Below are 17,554 nucleotides of genomic sequence, written 5' to 3' on the forward strand. Positions count from 1 at the left end.
GATCCCGGCCTCATCGGGCGGGGCGGACCTCGGCTACGGGTACGGCGAGGGCCGATTCGGTGTTGAGCGCGACGTCGCCGTCGAGGACGCGGCGCGCCTGCGCCCGGTCGATGTCGCCCTCCCAGGCGGCGATCACCACGGTCGCCACGCAATTGCCGATCAGGTTGCCCAGCGCCCGGGCGATGCCGACGAACCAGTCCACCGACAGGACGAGCACGAGGCCGATCACCGGGATGTCCGGCACCGCCGAGAGGGTCGCGGCGAGCACCACGATCGCCGAGCCCGGGATGCCGTGCGCGCCCTTCGAGGTGAGCAGGGCGATGCCGAGGATCAGGAGCAGGTGGCCGAAGGAGAGCGGCGTGTTCGTCGCCTGCGCGATGAACACGGTGGCGAGCGTCAGGTAGAGGGAGAAGGCGTCGAGGTTGAACGAGTAGCCGGTCGGGATGACGAGGCCGACCGTCGAATCCTTGATGCCGAGGCGCTCCAGCTTGCGCATCACCTGGGGCAGCACGCTGTCGGAGGAGGCGGTGCCGGCCACCACCGTCAGCTCCTCGCGCAGGTAGGCGAGCAGCTTGAGGATGCTGAACCCCGCCGCCCGCATGATGGCGCCGAGCACCACGAAGACGAAGAAGGCGACGCCCGCATAGAACAGGCCGACCAGGAGGCCGAGCTGCTTGAGCGATCCGACCCCGTACTTGCCCACCGTGAAGGCGACCGCGCCGAGGACGCCCAGCGGCGCGAGGCGCACGATGAAGCCGATCACCTTGAACAGGACGTTGGTGATGCGCTCGATGCTCTCGGCGAGCGGCTTTCCGTGCTCGCCCAGCAGCGCGAGGCCGGAGCCGAACAGGATGGCGATCAGCAGGACCTGAAGGATGTCGCCCTTGGCGAAGGCGTCGACCACCGTGGTCGGGATCAGCTTCATCAGGAAGTCGACCGTGCCGGTCACCTGCCCGACGCGGTCGGTATAGGGGCTGAGCGCCTTGGCATCGAGGCTCGCCGTGTCGACGTTCATGCCATGGCCCGGCGCGAACAGGTAGGCCAGCGCAATGCCGAGCACGAGGGCGATGGTGGTCACCACCTCAAAGTAGATCAGCGCCTTGAGCCCGACGCGGCCCACCTTCCGCAGGTCGCCCGCCGCGACGGCGGCGTCCAGGTTCTCCAGCGCCGCGGGACCTTGCGCCTCGTAGAGGCGGAGCAGGCGGCCGAAGAAGGCGCCGTCGCCGAGCTCGGAGAGGTTCGCGAGGGTCTGCGCGTCGAGGAGCGGCATCGCCTGCGGTTCGGGCGCCGCCTCGGGGGCGGCCTCCGTCGCTGAGGAAAGGGATCCGCCCAGGATTGCCGCGAGCTGGGCCAGGGTGAAGGGCTTGGCGAGCGACCCGTCCATGCCGGATTCGCGCCAAGCGACGGCGCCGTCGCCGACGACATGGGCGGTGAGCGCGACGATCGGCGTGCGGGGGCCGCCCGTCTCGGCCTCGCGGGCGCGGATGGCGCGGGCGGCCTGGAAGCCGTCGAGGACGGGCATGTTGCCGTCCATCAGCACGAGGTCGAAGCGATCCTCGGCGCAGGCCAGCACGGCGGCGGCGCCGTCCTCGACGGTCGTCACGGCGGTGACGCCGCAACGGGCGAGCGCCTCGACGGCGACCTCGCGGTTGACGGCGCTGTCGTCGGCGACCAGCACCCGCGCCCGCGGGAATTGCGGCAGGGCGGCCGCGCGGGCGCCTTGCGTCGTCGCACTCTGCGCGAAGGGCCGGCCCTCGGCGAGGGCGGCGAGCGCCGGCCGCCACTCGGCCTGCACCACGGGCCAGCGCAGCAGCTCGTCGGCGAGGCCCGCCTCGAGCACCTGCGTGCCCGCGGGCTCGCCCATCGGGCACAGGGCGATCACCCGCACGGCGCCGGCCGGGCGGACGCGCTCGCGCAGCAGCGCCTCGGCGTCGGCGATGCGCAGCGGCGCCTCCGACCCGTCGGCGGGCGTGAAGCCGGCCGCCCTGAGGCTCGCGGCGAGCGCGTCGCGCGTCGCCCCGCCGAGGCCCGCGAGCGCGAGGGCCGCCGGCACGGGATCGCGCCGCAGGATCACCGGCGGCGCCTCGGCCTCCGCGATCGGGATCCGCGCCCAGAAGGTCGAGCCCATACCCAGCGTGCTCTCGACGCCGACCGTGCCGCCCATGGCGCCGATCAGCCGCTCGGCGATCGAGAGGCCGAGGCCGGTGCCGCCGAAGCGGCGGGTGGTCGACTGGTCGGCCTGCGAGAAGGCCGCGAAGATGGTCGGCAGCTTGTCCTGCGGGATGCCGATGCCGGTGTCGCTCACCGCGATGCGCAGGGAGCGCCCGCCCTCGCAGGTCTCGATGCGCAGGCGGACATGGCCGGCCGCCGTGAACTTCAGCGCATTCGAGACGAAGTTCGAGACGACCTGCCCGAGCCGCACCGGATCGCCGAGCATGCGGCGCGGCACGTCCGGGGCGATGCTCGCCGCGAGGTCGAGCCCGCCGCCCCGCGCCCGCTCGGCGAACAGCGTCACCACCGTGTCGGCGATCTCGGCCGGGTCGACCGGGATGCGCTCCAGTTCCAGCTTGCCCGCCTCCACCTTCGCGAAGTCGAGGATGTCGTTGATGATCGCGAGGAGCGACTGGCCCGAGCGGGCGATGACCTCGGCGTAGCGGCGCTGGCGCGGCGGCAGGTCGGTGCCGGCCAGCAGCTCCGCCATCACCAGCATGCCGTTCATCGGCGTGCGGATCTCGTGGCTCATCGTGGCGAGGAAGGTGGATTTCGCGGCGTTCGCGGATTCCGCCGCCTGCATCGCCTCGCTGAGGTCGAGGGTGCGGGCGCGGACCTCGTCCTCCAGCTTGGCGCCGTGCTCGGCGAGCCTGCGGTCGCGCTCGTTCACGGCGCCGAGCAGCGCGTTGAAGGTGCCGGCCAGCGCCCCGACCTCGTCGCCGGCGACGACCTCGGCCCGCTGCGTGTAGTCGTGGTGCAGGCGCACCGCGTCCATGGTGGTGGCGAGCGCGGCCAGCGGCTTCGTCACCGAGCGCTGCAGCCGCGCCGCGATGCCGAGGCCGAGGACGATGGCGAGGAGGCCGGCCAGCGTCCCCGAGAGGGCGACGTCTGCGATGCGCCCGGGCAGGTCGTCGGCCTGCTTCACCATCACGACGTGGCCGATGGTCCTCGAATTCTCCTTCACCGGCACGCTGACGCGCAGGGTATGGGTCGAGAGCAGGTCGAGCACCGAGATCTCGGACTGCGCGTCGAGGTCGATGTCGCGGGACAGGCGCAGGCCGAGGCCCTGCTCGGCGAGCACAGAGCCGTCGAGCCGCTCGAGCGCGGCGTAGACGATCGAGCGGTCGCTGCCGATGGCCCGGAGGGTGGCGTCGCCCGCCGCGCGGTCGTCGTCGGCCACCGCCTGCGCGCCCGCGGAGGCGAAGACCTCGGCGATGGTGCGCAACGCCCTGCTCGTCTCGGCGCCGTAGCGGTCGACCTCGCGCCAGACCGAGAGCGTGGTGGCGACGAGGAGGGCGGCCGCGACCGCGCCGACCACGACGGTGGCGAGCCGGCTGGCGAGGGAGCGCCGGGAGGGCGGCTTGAGCGGGCGCATCGCGGATTAGAGTCTCCGAAGTCGCCGTCAGGCGGCCAGGGCCGCGTGCTGCCGTTCCACCTCGTCCCATCCGGAGACGAAGGCGGCGATGCAGGCGGGATCGAAATGGCGGCCGGCCTGGTCGGCGAGGAAGGCCCGCGCCTCCGCGTGCGACCACGCCTTCTTGTAGGGCCGCTCGGAGACGAGGGCGTCGAACACGTCGGCCACCGCCACGATGCGGCCCGAGAGCGGGATCGCCTCGCCCGCGAGGCCGGCCGGGTAGCCGGTCCCGTCCCAGCGCTCGTGGTGGCTCGCGGCGATCTCGGCGGCGAGCCGGACCACCTCGGAGGTGCTGCCCTCCAGGATGCGCCGGCCGCGCTCGGCATGCAGCTCCATCTCGGCCCGCTCCTCGGGCGAGAGCGGGCCCTTCTTCAGGAGGATCGCGTCCGGCACGCCGATCTTGCCGACATCGTGCATGGTGGAGGCGAGCGAGAGGATGCGCACCCGCTCCGGATCGAGCCCGAGATGCGTCGCGATGATGCCGACATAGGCCGAGACCCGGGCGACGTGGTTGCCGGTATCGGTGTCGCGGTGCTCGGCCGCCCGCATCAGGAGGGCGATGATCTCGCGCTCGCGGGCCTCGATCACCGAGACGGCGGCGGCGACCTCGCGGGCGAGCCAGGCGGAGCGGTCCCGCTCCTGTCGGTGGGCCGCCGAGATCTTCATCAGGTTCGTCACCCGCGCCCGGATCTCGACCGGGTCGCAGGGCTTGCCGAGGAAATCGGTGGCGCCCCGCGCCAGGGCCTCGCGGCGCAGGCTCTGCTGGTCGAGGCTCGTCACCATCACGATCGGGACATGCGCGAAGCCCTCGACCGCGCGCGCCGCGGCGATGACGTCGAGGCCGGTCAGGCCCGGCATGTCGTAGTCGGTGATCGCGATGCCGATCCGCTCGACATTGTCGCGCAGGAAGTCGAGGGCCGCACGCGGGCAGGTGAAGTCCACCGGCTCGCAATCGGGCACGGATTTCAGGGCCTGCATCATCAGCAGGTTGTTCATCTCGGAATCGTCGAGGATGAGGGCGAGCATCGCGTATCTCCCGAGGACCGTCCGGCGCCCTACTGGCTCAGCATCAGCTTGCCCGAGATCGGGCCGACGCCCTTGGGCACCGGCACGCTCGTGCCCTCGTAATTGGCGTTCAGGTAGAGGTTCGGCCCCTCGTAGAGATTGACCTGCTGGGCGACCACGACCGTGTAGGCCGACTGGTCCGCCACCGGCTGCGTCGCGTCGATCACGAGGCGCCCGGTGGGCAGGTAGATCGTGCCGAGCATGGTGCGGGCATTGTTGCTGATGATCCGGTAGATCCGCAACGGCTTGGTCAGCCCGAGCGGCGGCGGGGTGAGCGGGATGGACAAGCCGATATCCAGGAGATTGGCGAGGATCGCCGGATCGAGCGGGTCGGCGACCGTCGTCTGCTCGGCCATCAGCAGCCCGGCCATCTCGCCCGTCGTGGGCGCCGTGAGGCTGATGGTCGTGTTCTTGTCGAAGAGCAGGCCGCCCCTGTCGCCGGTGAAGTAGAGGCCGACGCCCGCCCCGGTCAGGGAGGCCTTGTCCTTCACGATCAGCGGCCCGTCCTTGAACACGTAGATGCCGGGCTTCAGCGTCACCGCCGCGTTCTTCTTGATCTGCAGGCCGGCGCAATAGGTGCCGGGCTCGAGGGTGACGCTCTGGTCGATGGTCGGCGTCTTGCCGAGGGGCAGCAGGTTGAACGGGAAGGGCAGGCTCGAGCAGCTGCCCACCGGCGGGTTGGCGCGGCCCCTGAGCGGATCCTCGATCACCGGGCAGCCCGTCTGCGGCGCCGGCGCGAAGTTCGCCCGGATCCCGAGATAGCCGCCGACGGAGCAGATCGTGTCGGCCCGCGCCATCGCGCGGTCGCCGCCCACCATCCCGATCGGATTGAGCGAATTCGAGTAGAGCGAGCAGTTGTTGGCGGTGACTTGGGCGTCCTTCTGGAGGTTGAAGGCACCGGGGGCGCCCGGGTCGAGGGTCAGCATGCACAGGCGCATGCGGCCGACCACGTTGACGCGGGCCTGCGCGGCGATCGTCGTGGTGCCGAGGCCGACGAAGGCGCCGAAGCCGAGGCGCACCGTCTCCTCGGCGCGGGCGAAGACGCTGGTCTTCTCCGGCGGGACATCGACGCGCAGGGTGAAGGGCCGGTCGGGCGAGGGCTTGGCCGCCTCGCGCACGGTCTGCTCGGCGACGCCGCGAACCGAGTCGATCGAGGAGGCCGCGAGCTTGAGGGCGTTGCCGCCCGCAAGCGCGCCGGCATCGACCGCGGCCTGGAGCTGGCTGCGGCGGCTGGTGATCCGGGCGTAGTCGATGCCGCCGCCGATGAGGCCGACCAGGACCGTCGCGCTGAGGCCGAAGATCAGGGCGACGCTGCCCCGCCGGTCGCGGCCGAACCGGCGGACCAGCCCGGATCCGGCTCCGCTCGAACCCGCGCGGCTTCTCCCCTCTGGCCGTCCGTACCCCATCGACACCGCCCGCCGAGGCCCGAGTCCACGCGACCGCCATCTCTAAGCGGCGGCCGGTTAACGATCCGTCCCGAGCCGCTCTCCGGGCCGATGGCATTCCATCCACAGCGCGAGTCGCGGGCCTTACGGGTTGTAAAGGTGCACATGCCTAGGTTCGGGCGCGTGGGCGGGTCCCGAAGGATCCGCGATCTGGCACGTAAGCCCGCACGTGATGCGGCGCCCCGGTGGGAAACCCGACCGCATGCCGACGACCGAGAGCGTGCGGCCGCCCCGTCTCCGCCGCGCCTTCCTGGCCGATCGCCGGGGGGCCGCCGCGGTGGAGTTCGCGATCCTGGCGGCGCCGTTCCTGGCCCTCCTCTGCGTGGTCGTCGAATCCGCGATGATGACCCTCTCGCAGCAGACCCTCGACCTCGCGATGGACCGCGCGACGCGCGTCCTGCGCACCGGCGAGTTCCAGGACATGGCGAACGGCACCGACCCCTCGAAGCGCCTGCAGCGGCTGATGTGCGGCGGCATGGTGGTGTTCTTCCGCTGCGACGACCTCAAGCTCGACCTCACCCGGTCGGCGAGCTTCTCGACCACCCAGGTCGCCGTCCCCTACGACAGCCAGAGGAAGAACTGGGCGGCCGGGTTCGGCACGAATTTCCAGTGCCCGCAGGGCGACGACGTGGTCGCCCTGCGGGCCGCCGTGCCGGTGCTGCGCCTGTTCGGCTTCCTCGACTTCACCCACCAGAGCATGGGCGGGAACCTGCAGCTCCTCGTCGCCACCGCGATCTTCCGCACCGAGCCGTATTCGGGGAAGAGCTGCGTGTGATGCCGCCCGCGCGTTCTCCCACGAAGGGGATTCCGGCAGGGGAGGGGAGGCTGCGCCGCCTCGGCCGCCGCGTCCGCGCCTGGCTCGCCCGGGCGGCGACGGCGCGCGAGGGGGTCAGCGCGATCGAGTTCGCCTTCATCGCGCCGGTCCTGCTCGGGCTGTTCATGGCCTCGGTGGAGCTGCCGCGGGCCTTTGCCACGGGCAAGCGGCTGCAACTGGGGGCCGGCGCCATGGCCGACCTGATCTCGCGCAACGACTTCGCCAGCCTGTCCGACGTCTATGCCGCCGCCCAGGCGGTGGCGACGCCCTACGACGTGGCGGATGCGGGCATCGTGCTCACCGCGGGGGGCGTCTACCTGCAGCGCGGCGTCTACGTGGCCAAGGTCTGCTCCAGCACGGCGCGGAACGACCAGGCGCGGGCGGCGGGCTCGGTGATCGGCCCGGCGCCGGCGGGCAGCGCCAGCGACGGCGCCCGCTTCGTGATGGCCGAGGTGAAGATGCGCTACGCGGCCCTGTTCCGGCTCGTCCCGATGCTCAACGACTGGACCTTCTCCTACACGGTGTCCTGGCCCGTGCGCGAGGGCAAGGCCGTCAACGGCCAGCGCGAGGTGGTGCTGCCCGGCGGACAGGCCTGCCCGGCCTCCTGATCAGCCCGGCGGGATCACCTCGATCTGGATGCCGCCGTAATGGGCCGCGAGGTTGTCGATGTCGGCGTCGCCGAGCTCCTTGGCGACGACGTTCATGATCGCGTTGCGGCGCGTGCCGTCGCGGTACTCCTTGAGCGCCTTGACGAGGTAGGGCTCGACCTGGCCGGCGAGGTTGGGCGCCTCCGGCATCTTCGAGAGCCCGTCGAGGCCGTGGCAGGTCTGGCAGGCGGCGGCGCGCTTGCGCCCGGCCGCCGCGTCCCCGCCGGCCCGCGCGGGCAGGCCGGCGAGGAGGGACGCGGCCGCCAGGGCGACCGCGACGCCGTGCGCCCTCATTGGGCGCCGCCCTCGTAGGAGATGCGGTAGATCGCGCCCGCGGTGTCGTCCGAGACGAGGAGCGAGCCGTCGAGCAGCACCGCCACGTCGACGGGGCGGCCGAGATACTCGCCGTCCTGCGTCAGCCAGCCCTCCGCGAAGGGCTTCACCGCGGCGACCTTGCCGTCCGCCCCGAGGCTCGCGAACATGATCCGGGCGCCGATCGGCTCCGAGCGGTTCCACGAGCCGTGCTCGGCGATGAAGAGGCCGCCGCGGTAGCTCTTGGGGAATTGCTTGCCGTTGTAGACGATCAGGCCGAGATCGGCCGCGTGCGGCGGCAGCTCCGCCATGGGGGCGACGGCGCCGGCCGGCGGGGACTGGTCCTTGTACTCGGTGGTGCGGACATTGCCGCCGCCGTACCAGGGGAAGCCGAAATTCTCGCCCGCCTTGGTGGCGCGGTTCAACTCGCCCGGCGGCGTGTCGTCGCCCATGCCGTCGACCTGGTTGTCGGTGAACCAGAGCGACTTGTCGGTGGCGAAGTCGATGCCGACCGAGTTGCGGATGCCGGTGGCGAAGACCTCGCGGTTCTTGCCGTCGGCGTCGACGCGGATGATCCCACCGATGCCGGTCTTGGCGTAGAGGTCGAGCTTGTCGGCGGGCGGCACGTTGTAGGGCTGGCCGAGCGCGATGTAGGTCTTGCCGTCCGGCCCCACCCGGCAGACCCGGGCGGTGTGGTTGTAGCTCTCCTCCGATGCGGGGATCAGCTCGCCCTGCTTGACGACGATGCCGGCGGCGACATCCGGGTTCTCGTAGAAGAACTCGGCCGCCGGGAAGGCGAGCACCCGGTTCTGCTCGACGATGGTCAGCACGCCGTCCTTCGAGAAGCAGACGCCGTTGGGGATCTTGAAGTCGATGCCCGGCGCGAAGGCGCGCACCTCGTCGGCGACGCGGTCCTTGTCGCGGTCGGTCACCGTGTAGACCTTGGTCTTGCGCGTGCCGACGAAGAGCACGCCGGCATTGGGGCCGACCGCGATGGCGCGGGCATCCGGCACCACGGCGTAGAGATCGATCTTGAAGCCCTCGGGCAGCTTGATCTTGGCGAGCGTCTTGCGGATCGCGTCGGCGCGCCGGCCGGTCTGCGGGATCTCGGGGGCCGGGGCGGTGCCGGTGCTCTTGAAGGCCTGGAGCTTCTCGAGGTCGTCGGTCTTGGCCCGAGTCTCGGCCTTGGTCTCGGCCGGCGCCGCGCCCTGCGCCAGGGCACCGGTGACGAGGGCCGCGCTCGCGAGGAGCGCGGCGAGGATCTGCGATCGCATGGATGTTCCTTCCCGATTGCCGCCTCGTGATCGGGCGTTGCGGGAAGTCTTGCGCGCGAGAGAGCCGTGGGCAAGGCGATCGGGTGACGGCCGGGCGCGGCTGTCCGCGCCCCTGCCGCTCAGGCCACCTTGCGCGGCACCAGCCGCTCGCTGCCGAGCGCGGCCTCGGCGCCCGAGACGCCGGCCTCGGTGTATTCGGCATCCTCGTTGACCCGCCAGACGTCGTGGCGGCGGTGGCCGGCCAGGATGTTCTCGACGGTCAGCATGGCCGTCATCATCGCGTGGTCCTGGTTGTTGTACTTGTGCATGCCGTTGCGGCCGACGAGGTGCAGCGTCGGGAAGTCCCGCTCCAACTCCAGCCGCACGGTGGCGACGTTGTCGGCGTAAGCTTCGTCGTAGACCGGGTAGGCCTTGGGCTGGCGCACCACGCAGGCGTCGACCACGTCGGCCGGATCGATCAGGCCGATCTTGCCGATCTCGGCCTTGGCCAGCGCCACGAGATCGGCATCCGAGCTCGACCAGAGGCCGTCGCCCTCGAAGCAGAAATATTCGAGCCCGAGGCAGGTATGGCCCGCCTCCGGCACCATCTCGGGCGACCACGACAGGAAGTTCTGCACGCGGCCGACCTTCACGGACGGATCGTGGATGTAGATCCAGTTGTCGGGGAAGGTCCGGTCCGACTTGGCGATGAGCGCCACGGTGAGGAAGTCGCGGTATTGCAGCGCGCGGGCGTTGAAGGTGCTCAAGGGCCGCGGGCGGATCGAATCCACCAGTTCGCGCACCGGCGCGGAGGAGATCACGTGGCGGGCCGTGTGGGTCTCGCGGCTGCCGTCCCCGAGGAGCACGCTCACCGTCCAGATGCCGGTGGCGGAATCGTAGCTCAGCCCGTCCACGCTCCGGTCGTGGAGGACCTGGCCGCCCTGGGCGGCGATCTTGGCGGCGGCGGCCTCCCACATCATGCCGGGGCCGCGGCGGGGATAGCGGAAGGACTCGATCAGCGTCTTGATCACCGGCTCGCCGGCCTTCTGCTTCGGCTTCAGGCCGAGCGAGCGGGCGAGCGCGTCGCGGATCGCGGCGCCGAGGTCGAGGCCCTTGATGCGCTGTGCCGCCCAGTCCGCGGAGATCGCGTCGCAGGACATGCCCCAGACCTTCTCGGTGTAGGTCTTGAAGAAGATCGAGAACAGGCGCTCGCCGAACTGATTGCGCACCCAGTCGTGGAAGCTCTTCGGCTGCTCGATCGGCCGGGCGCGGGCGTAGAGGTAGGAGAGCACGCAGGCCGTGCTGCGGATCACCCCGAGATTGCGCAGCGCCTCGAAGGCCTTGAGCGGGTAGGCGTAGTACTTGCCCTGATAGTAGATCCGCGACAGGCGCGGCCGCTCGATGAAGTCGTCCGGCAGGATCTCGTCCCAGAGATCGACCACGGCCTTCGACTTCGAGAAGAAGCGGTGCCCACCGATGTCGAACAGGTAGCCGTTATGGGAGACGGTGCGCGAGATGCCGCCGACCTGGGCGGGGTCGCGCTCCAGCACCGTGACGGCGCGGCCGTGCTTCGACAGAAGGTAGCCGGCGGTGAGGCCGGCTGGCCCTGCGCCGATGACCAGCGTCTCGGTGTGATGACTCATGCGCAGCTCCGGCGGGGCGGCTCGTTCCACGAGGGCCGCCCGAATGCGCCGGAGGATCGCAGGGAAGGGTTAACGAACGCTGTTCCGGGGGCTTGAGCCGTTCACGATCGCGTTGCAATCGAAATCGGATCCAAGTCTTTGTTTTGAAACATTCTTTTTCGCCGAACCGGTGCCCGCTTCGGCTTAAGAGCACTTGAGCACCGGTGAACGCCGCCTCCGTCAGGAGATCCACTTGAGCGCGCGGATGACGCCCATATCCGCCGCACGGCGATGGGCCGAGACGTGGCACCGCGCGGCGATCTCGGCCTGGTTGGCGGCGTAGTAGCGGTAGGCGCGCAGCAGCATCTCGCTGTTCGACAGGGTCGGGCGCCAGCCCAGCTCCGCCTTGATCCGGGCGGTGTCGAAGGTGAAGTCGGCCGCGATCATGCGGTAATGGTAGGGCCCGAGCGGCGAGAGCCGGAGCCCGTGCGCCGCACGCATGGCGAGCACGGCCGGTCCCTTGGGCAGGCCGACGATCCGCGAAGTGCTGCCCGCCTCGGCGATCACGTGGGCGAAGGTCTCGCGCATGGTGTCGACCCGGTCGGAGCCGATACCGAAGATGCCCGCGCGGCGCTGCCGCCAAGCGAGCCGCATGGCGGCGATGAGGTCGCGGGCATAAATGAACTGGTAGCGGTGGGAGCCGTCGCCGACCATCCAGACCCGGCGCCCCTCGGCGATGAACTCGAACAGGATCGCGAGGAGGCCGAGGCGTCCCTCCTCGATGATGGTCGGCGAGCGGATCACCGTCGCCGCGAAGGCGCCGGCATGGGCCGCCAGGATCTTCTCGCCCTCCCACTTGCTGAGGCCGTAGGGCTCGCAAGGCTCCGGCGGGTCGTCCTCGCGCACCGGCCGGTCGAAGCCGCGGCCCCAGAGGCAGTTGCTGGAGATGTAGACGAGGCTTGGCACGCCCGCCGCGGCCGTCGCCGCCGCGAGGCTGCGCGTGCCCTCGACGTTCGAGGCCCACATCTCGGCCTCCGAGACGGAGCCGTGGGCCAGCAGCGCCGCGCAGTGAAACACGCCCTCGAAGCCGCCGCCGGACAGGATCCCATCGAGGAGGGCCCGGTCGCGGATGTCGCCGACGACGCCCTGCAGCTGCGGATGGCGCGCGTGGCCGGGCAGGAGGTCGATGCTGGTGACCGCATGTCCTTCGGCGAGGAGGTCCTCGACGAGCAGGCCGCCGAGGAAGCCGGAGCCGCCGGTGACGAGAAGACGGGCCATGTCTGTCCTCAGCAGGCGGCGGGGCCGCGGGCCGCGACGGGCACGGCGCGCGAGGGGTGTTGCGACACGCTCTCGCGCGCCGAACCGGCGCCGACCGCGGCGGAGAGCGCTCCCGGTGCGAGCAGGCGCCACGCGACGGCGAACAGGGCGCCGGGGACGAGCACGCACAGGATCGGATGGTCGAAGGTGATCAGGATCCGCGCGAGCGGGATCAGCAGCCACACGGCGAGCGCGAGGGGGGCGGCGGGGCGGCCGAGTGCCAGCAGGGTCAGGCCCGGGGCGACGATGGCGAGCTCGTAATGGCTGGCATAGGGCTGCATCACGATCGGCGCGAGCAGGACGACGAGGAGCGCCGTCGGGTCCATCCGCGGCGCGGCCTCCGTGCCGGGGCCGGCCTCGGGCCCCATCCGGCGCAGCACGGCGACCGCCGCGGCCAGGGCGAGGAGGGTTGTCGCGGCCTGGAGCGCCCAGGCCCCGGCGGCGGGCATCCCCCAGAAGCGCGCGCCGAAATAGGGCGTCACGGAATGGGCGATCCAGCGCGCCTTGAACTCGGTGATGAACGCGCTCTGGATCGGCATGGTCACGCCGATGAACCGCTCCCAGGAATCGAGCCCGAAGAGGGCCGCCGAGAGCGCGACGAGGGCCGCCGTGCCGAGGACGGCGGCCGGGATCCAGCGCCAGCGCCCGGCGCCGAGCAGGATCAGCCCGAGCGCCAGGGCGAATTGCGGCTTGACCGAGAGGCAGGCGAGGCAGAGCCCGGCGATCCAGGGCCGGCGCCGGCTCTCGAGCACGGCGAGGGTGGAGGCCAGTGCGATGAGGCCGCCGAAATGGCCGTAGAGCACCATCGCCCCGGCCGGCGGCGCGGTGCAGATGACGAAGATGAGCCCCGGCCGCGCCGCCGCCCCGAGCCAGAGCCGCGTCGTGGCGGCGAGCGCGGCGAGGTTCAGCGCCGTCCAGACCAGGACGCCCGGCAGGAAGGGCAGTGGCGCGAAGGGGGCCAGGAAGAGCAGGGTGTGCGGCGGGTAGACGAAGAGCAGCTTCGGGTCGTCGGTGATGCCGAAGGTGGCCATCACCGCGTCGCGATAGACGGCGATATCGGCCACGACGGCGCCCTGGCCGGCCAGGAACAGGCGCGGTGCCAGCCAGAAGTTGACGAAGTCGCGCCCGAACGGGGCGCCGATCATCCAGGCCTTGAAGTCCCACGGCCTGATGCTCAGCCAGGCCAGCAGCGAGATCAGGGCGCCCAGCGCGACGATGAGGCGCTGCCGCGTCGAGAGGGAAGGGGGGACCATGCCGGGGCTCCGCGAGCCCGCGACCTTAGCCGGCCCTGCCTGCCGGCCGATTAACGCCGCCCCGTCACCGGTTTGCCCTTCACCGGCTTGACCCGGCGTTAAGCCGGCCGCGCCATGGTCGCGCAACCGCGGCCGCGCATCCGCGGCGGCGCGGAGCGGGGACGAGATGGCGACGACGGGGATCGGTGCCGAGGCGGCGCCGACGATGCGGATCGACCCGCAGGCGCTGCTCTGGATCCTCGTGGCGTTCTCGGTTCTCACCCTGAACGCGCCCGCCGACCTCTGGGGCACGATCGACCACCTGCGCGTGCCCGACACCGACGACGCGATGCGCCTCGTTGGCGTGCGCGACCTCCTCGCCGGGCAGGGCTGGTACGACAATGTCCAGTACCGTTTCCTGCCGCCGGACGGCGTGCAGAGCCACTGGTCGCGCCTCGTGGACGCGCCGATCGCCGGTCTCATCCTGCTGCTCGGCCCGCTCCTCGGCCGCTCCCTGGCCGAGGGTCTCGCGGCCGTCCTGTGGCCGCTCCTCCTGCTCGGCCTGTTCTGCCTGATGGTCCATCGCGGCGTGCGCCGGAGCTTCGGCCCGCGCGCGGCGGTGCTCGCCGTGTTCGTGGCGACGCAGGCCTTCGGCATCATCGTCCAGTTCCAGGCCGGCCGGGTCGACCACCACAACCTGCAGATCATCGCGATGTTCGGGCTCGCGCTCTGCATGATCCGCGGCGGGTTGCGGCCCTCGCTCCTCGGCGGAGCGCTCGCCGCGGCCTCGCTGGCGATCGGGCTGGAGGCCGTGCCCTACATCGCGCTCGCCGGCCTGTTCCTGGCGGGCGAATGGATCTTGCGCGGGCGGGCGGCGCTGCCGGGCTTCCTCGGCTTCGGCCTCGGCCTGGGCCTCGCGGTCGTCCCGCTTTTCGTGGGCCAGACCGCGCCCGCCCTCTGGGGCACGACCTATTGCGACGCGCTCTCGCCGCCCTGGCTGTGGCTCGCGGGCGGCGGCCTCGCCAGCGCCCTCGTCTGCGCTTGCGCCGACCGGCACCTCGCCTCGGCCCGCGCCCGGCTCGGGCTCGCCGCCGCCTGTGGCGCCCTCCTCCTCGGCGGCTTCGCCGCCCTGTTCCCGGCCTGCCTGCGCGGCCCCTTCCCGGGGATGACGCCGCTCGTGCGCGAGCACTGGCTCTACACCGTCAACGAGATGGCCTCGGTGCCGAAATTCCTGGCCGCGGGGCAGTGGGAGATCCTGGCCTTCTACCCCGTCCTCGTCCTCGCGGCGGGTACGGCGACCTGGCTGGCATTTGACGGGCCGGAGCGGCGGATCTTCCGGATCGCGGCCCTGTTCCTGTGGCCCGGCGCGGTGCTCGGCTTCTTCCAGCTGCGCGGCATCTATGTCGCGGTCGGGTTCGTGCCCCTGGTGGCCGGCCCGGTGATCGACCGCATCCTCGCCGCCGCGCCCGCCATGCGGGGGCCGCGGCTCTGGGGGGCGGTGGCGGTCGGGACCGGCCTGATCAGCTCGACCTGGACCGTGCTCGCCCTGCTTGCCGGCGCGCTGACCCCGACCGCCGCGAACGGCCGCGATCCGGACGGGGCGATCGCCTGCCACTCGGACGCCGCCGTGGCGCCGCTCGCCGCCCTGCCGGCCGGCACCGTGCTGGCGCCGATCTTCATCGGACCGTCGATCCTCTTGCGCACGCCCCATTCCGTGGTGGCCGCGCCCTATCACCGCGCGATTCCCGGGCTCACCGCCGCCATCGAGGGGCTCGGCGGCAGCGAGGCCGATCTCCGGCGCCAGGTGGCGGCGCACGGGATCCGCTACCTCGTGCCCTGCCCGGCCCGCCCCGGCGACGACCTCCAGGCCGAGCCGGCCTTCGCCACGCGGCTCACCCGCGGCGAGGTGGCCGCGCCCTGGCTCGAGCCGGTGAGCCTGCCGGGGGTGCTCAGGGTCTGGCGGGTGCGCTGACGGTCGGAGCCGTGACCGATCGCGCTGCAATCGGTCACGGCTCTGGATCCTTCTTGACGCGCTCTCCTGAGCCGAACCGGCGTCCACTTCGGCTTGAGAGCGCTTTTAGGACTTCACCACCCGGTCGAGCCGGTTGTTGACGAAGAAGTACAATTCCTTCGCGCCGGGCTCGGCGTAGAGGACCTGCACCTCGCGCCCCGCGCGGCCCTCGCCGACGAGGACGTCGGTGGGCGGCCGGCCCTTCAGGCGCACCAGATCGCACTCGCCGATGCCGGGCTCGATCGCGGCGGCCGTGCCCGGGACGGGGCCGGTGCAGGCGCCGTCGGGTCCGAGGACCGGGCCGGTGAAGCTCGGCGGCGGGGCCGGGGGCTTCGGCGGCACCGGCACGATCTCGCTCGGCGCCGGCGGCGTCCGCTCGGCGGAGGTGCAGCCGGCGAGCAGCGCCGGCAGCAGCAGGATCAGGAACCGGGTCACCGCATCTCCTTCGGCTCGGCTGCCCCGTCGGCGCCCCGCGCCTTCAGCGCTGCCTTGAACAGGGCGGCGGCGTCGCGCCGGAAGGCGGCGCGCGAATCGGGCCGGGAATAGAACATGTGCCCGCCCGGATAGACAGCGAGGCTCAGGCGCGGCTCGGCCCCGTAGGCGGGCATCTGCGCGATCAGCAGCTTCGAGGCGAAGTAGGGCGTGACGAGGTCGGTATAGCCGTGCGCCACGAGCACCCGCAGGTTCCCGTCGAGGGCCAGCACGCCGCGCAACTGCCCCAGCGCCTCCGGGGCCGAGCGGCCGGAATTCCAGCCCCAGGCCCGGTTCACGGCGCCGTTCAGGAGCTCGTAGCGCAGGTTCGGCACGCGCCAGTTCAGGCGCTTGGCGTAGAGGTCGATCATCGCGCTGGTGAGCGGGGCCTGGAGCGCGGTGAGCAGGGGGTCGTCGAAGCCGCCATGCGGGGCCGCCGGGTCCGGGTCCCAGCCGCTCACCGCGGTGTCGTAGGCGCTCGCGACCCGGCCGGCCTTGCGGTCGATCTCGCGCTGGAGGCTGCCCATCGACAGGCGGCCGGCTTGCGCCTTCACGAAGGCCGCGTCGAGCCCGGTCAGCGCCGCCACGCGGTCGGTGAGGCGGGCGACCGCCTGCGCGTCGCCCGGGCCCTTCAGGAGGTCGGCGAGGTAGTCGCCGGTGGCGTAGCCCTCCGCGTCCCGCATCAGGTCGGGGGTCGGCGCCGTGCCGGCGCGCTCCAGGGCGGAGGCCGCGTAGGAGGGCAGGCGCAGCACGTGGCTCCAGGGATTCGCCCGCGGCTGCTGCAGCCAGGCGAAGTCGAGGACCGGCGAGAGCAGCACCATGCCGGAGAGCCCGACGCCGATCTCCTCCTGGAGCTTCGCCGCGATCAGCGGGCCGCGGAAGCCGCCATAGCTCTCGCCGACATAGAATTTCGGCGATCCCATGCGCTCGTTGACGCGCAGGTAGCGGGCGATCGCCGCGGAGAGGACCGAGGCATCCGCATCGACGTTCCAGTAGGACTTGCCGTCCCCCTCCGCCGCGCGGCTGTAGCCGGTGCCGACCGGATCGATGAAGACGAGGTCGGTGAAGTCGAGCCAGGTGCCGTCGTTCGGCACGAGGGCCACCCCCTGCGAGGGGCTGATGCTCGGCCCGTCCGCGGGCAGGCGCCAGGGCCCGATCGCGCCGATGTTCAGGTAGGCCGAGGCCGCGCCGGGCCCGCCATTGATGGCGAAGGTGACGGGGCGTTCGGCCCCGGCTTCCGCCGGCCGCGTATAGGCGACGAAGGCGATCTCGGCCTGGAGCTTCCCGGATTCGTCGACGAGGGGCAGGCTGCCGGCGGTCGCGGTGAAGGCGAGGGCCCGGCCGTCCGGCAGGGTGACGCTCTGCTGCGTCACCGAATCGGGCGGCAGCTTGCGGCCCTCGCGGGATTCCGCCGCGGCCCGTTCGGGCGGGCGGCGATTGGCCTCCTGGGCGTGCAGCGGCGCGAGGCCGACGAGGAGGGCGGCGAGCACCAGCCAGACCCGCGACAGGCCCCCTCTCCCGTTCGGGAGAGGGTTGGGGTGAGGGTTGAGAATTGTCCGGAGATGTCGCGACGGCGAAGCGGCTCCGGTTCTGCTCATTCCTGAAAGTTCTCGACCCTCACCCTGTCCCTCTCCCGAACGGGAGAGGGGACCCGCGCCGTCTCCGGCACCGCTGGTCCCTTCTTCCGGTCCGCGCTGGTCCGCGGGCCTTCCTTCGGCGCAGAGGGTCAAGGGCAGGCAC

At 71.9% G+C, this 17,554-nt stretch carries 13 protein-coding genes; 3 read left to right on the forward strand and 10 right to left on the reverse strand.

The genetic code is table 11. The annotated features are described in order from the left end of the window. Positions 1-10 precede the first annotated feature (10 nt). Genes dctA through MTDSW087_RS08945 form a run of 3 tightly spaced genes read right to left on the reverse strand, consistent with a single transcriptional unit; the run spans position 11 to position 6,096 of the window. Complete coding sequence (gene dctA / locus MTDSW087_RS31205) at positions 11-3,586, reverse strand: C4-dicarboxylate transporter DctA (RefSeq protein WP_280525257.1); 3,576 nt, start codon at positions 3,584-3,586, stop codon at positions 11-13. Positions 3,587-3,613: 27 nt separating this feature from the next. Continuing rightward, entirely contained in the window at positions 3,614-4,651 is a 1,038-nt protein-coding gene (locus MTDSW087_RS08940) for an HD-GYP domain-containing protein (protein ID WP_144762932.1), read from the reverse strand. A 29-nt stretch (positions 4,652-4,680) separates the two neighbouring features. Beyond that, complete coding sequence (locus MTDSW087_RS08945; RefSeq protein ID WP_144762934.1) at positions 4,681-6,096, reverse strand: TadE/TadG family type IV pilus assembly protein; 1,416 nt, start codon at positions 6,094-6,096, stop codon at positions 4,681-4,683. A 241-nt stretch (positions 6,097-6,337) separates the two neighbouring features. On the opposite strand from MTDSW087_RS08945, the gene MTDSW087_RS08950 reads away from it, so the two are divergent. After that, entirely contained in the window at positions 6,338-6,910 is a 573-nt protein-coding gene (locus tag MTDSW087_RS08950) for a TadE/TadG family type IV pilus assembly protein (RefSeq protein WP_144762935.1), read from the forward strand. Next, positions 6,910-7,557 (forward strand): TadE/TadG family type IV pilus assembly protein, encoded by a 648-nt coding sequence (locus MTDSW087_RS08955; RefSeq protein ID WP_238178612.1) that lies wholly within the window; start codon positions 6,910-6,912, stop codon positions 7,555-7,557. Before MTDSW087_RS08950 ends, MTDSW087_RS08955 begins: the two co-directional genes overlap by 1 nt. Here MTDSW087_RS08955 and MTDSW087_RS08960 read toward each other — a convergent pair whose 3' ends face one another. The 5 genes from MTDSW087_RS08960 to MTDSW087_RS08985 form a co-directional block, all read right to left on the reverse strand. Further along, positions 7,558-7,890 (reverse strand): c-type cytochrome, encoded by a 333-nt coding sequence (locus MTDSW087_RS08960; RefSeq protein WP_144762937.1) that lies wholly within the window; start codon positions 7,888-7,890, stop codon positions 7,558-7,560. After that, positions 7,887-9,182: a PQQ-dependent sugar dehydrogenase gene (locus MTDSW087_RS08965; RefSeq protein ID WP_144762939.1), complete on the reverse strand. Its 1,296-nt coding sequence runs from the start codon at positions 9,180-9,182 to the stop codon at positions 7,887-7,889. Before MTDSW087_RS08965 ends, MTDSW087_RS08960 begins: the two co-directional genes overlap by 4 nt. 119 nt (positions 9,183-9,301) lie before the next feature. Continuing rightward, positions 9,302-10,804 (reverse strand): NAD(P)/FAD-dependent oxidoreductase, encoded by a 1,503-nt coding sequence (locus tag MTDSW087_RS08975; RefSeq protein ID WP_144762943.1) that lies wholly within the window; start codon positions 10,802-10,804, stop codon positions 9,302-9,304. 219 nt (positions 10,805-11,023) lie between these two features. After that, on the reverse strand, positions 11,024-12,061 hold the full coding sequence (locus tag MTDSW087_RS08980; RefSeq protein WP_144762945.1) for an NAD-dependent epimerase/dehydratase family protein: 1,038 nt from the start codon (positions 12,059-12,061) through the stop codon (positions 11,024-11,026). A gap of 8 nt (positions 12,062-12,069) precedes the next feature. After that, positions 12,070-13,353 (reverse strand): glycosyltransferase family 87 protein, encoded by a 1,284-nt coding sequence (locus MTDSW087_RS08985; RefSeq protein WP_144762947.1) that lies wholly within the window; start codon positions 13,351-13,353, stop codon positions 12,070-12,072. Positions 13,354-13,519: 166 nt separating this feature from the next. On the opposite strand from MTDSW087_RS08985, the gene MTDSW087_RS08990 reads away from it, so the two are divergent. Further along, positions 13,520-15,304, forward strand: a complete 1,785-nt coding sequence (locus MTDSW087_RS08990) for a hypothetical protein (protein WP_244948376.1) — start codon at positions 13,520-13,522, stop codon at positions 15,302-15,304. Between the two features lie 105 nt (positions 15,305-15,409). Here the strand turns inward: MTDSW087_RS08990 and MTDSW087_RS08995 are convergent, their stop codons facing one another. Both MTDSW087_RS08995 and MTDSW087_RS09000 read right to left on the reverse strand, forming a co-directional pair. Then, positions 15,410-15,778, reverse strand: coding sequence for a hypothetical protein (locus MTDSW087_RS08995; RefSeq protein ID WP_144762949.1), 369 nt, complete (start codon positions 15,776-15,778; stop codon positions 15,410-15,412). Then, entirely contained in the window at positions 15,775-17,304 is a 1,530-nt protein-coding gene (locus tag MTDSW087_RS09000; protein WP_373321881.1) for a S10 family peptidase, read from the reverse strand. Before MTDSW087_RS09000 ends, MTDSW087_RS08995 begins: the two co-directional genes overlap by 4 nt. Between the last annotated feature and the right edge of the window lie 250 nt (positions 17,305-17,554).

It is taken from the genome of Methylobacterium dankookense (assembly GCF_902141855.1).
GTDB lineage: Bacteria > Pseudomonadota > Alphaproteobacteria > Rhizobiales > Beijerinckiaceae > Methylobacterium > Methylobacterium dankookense.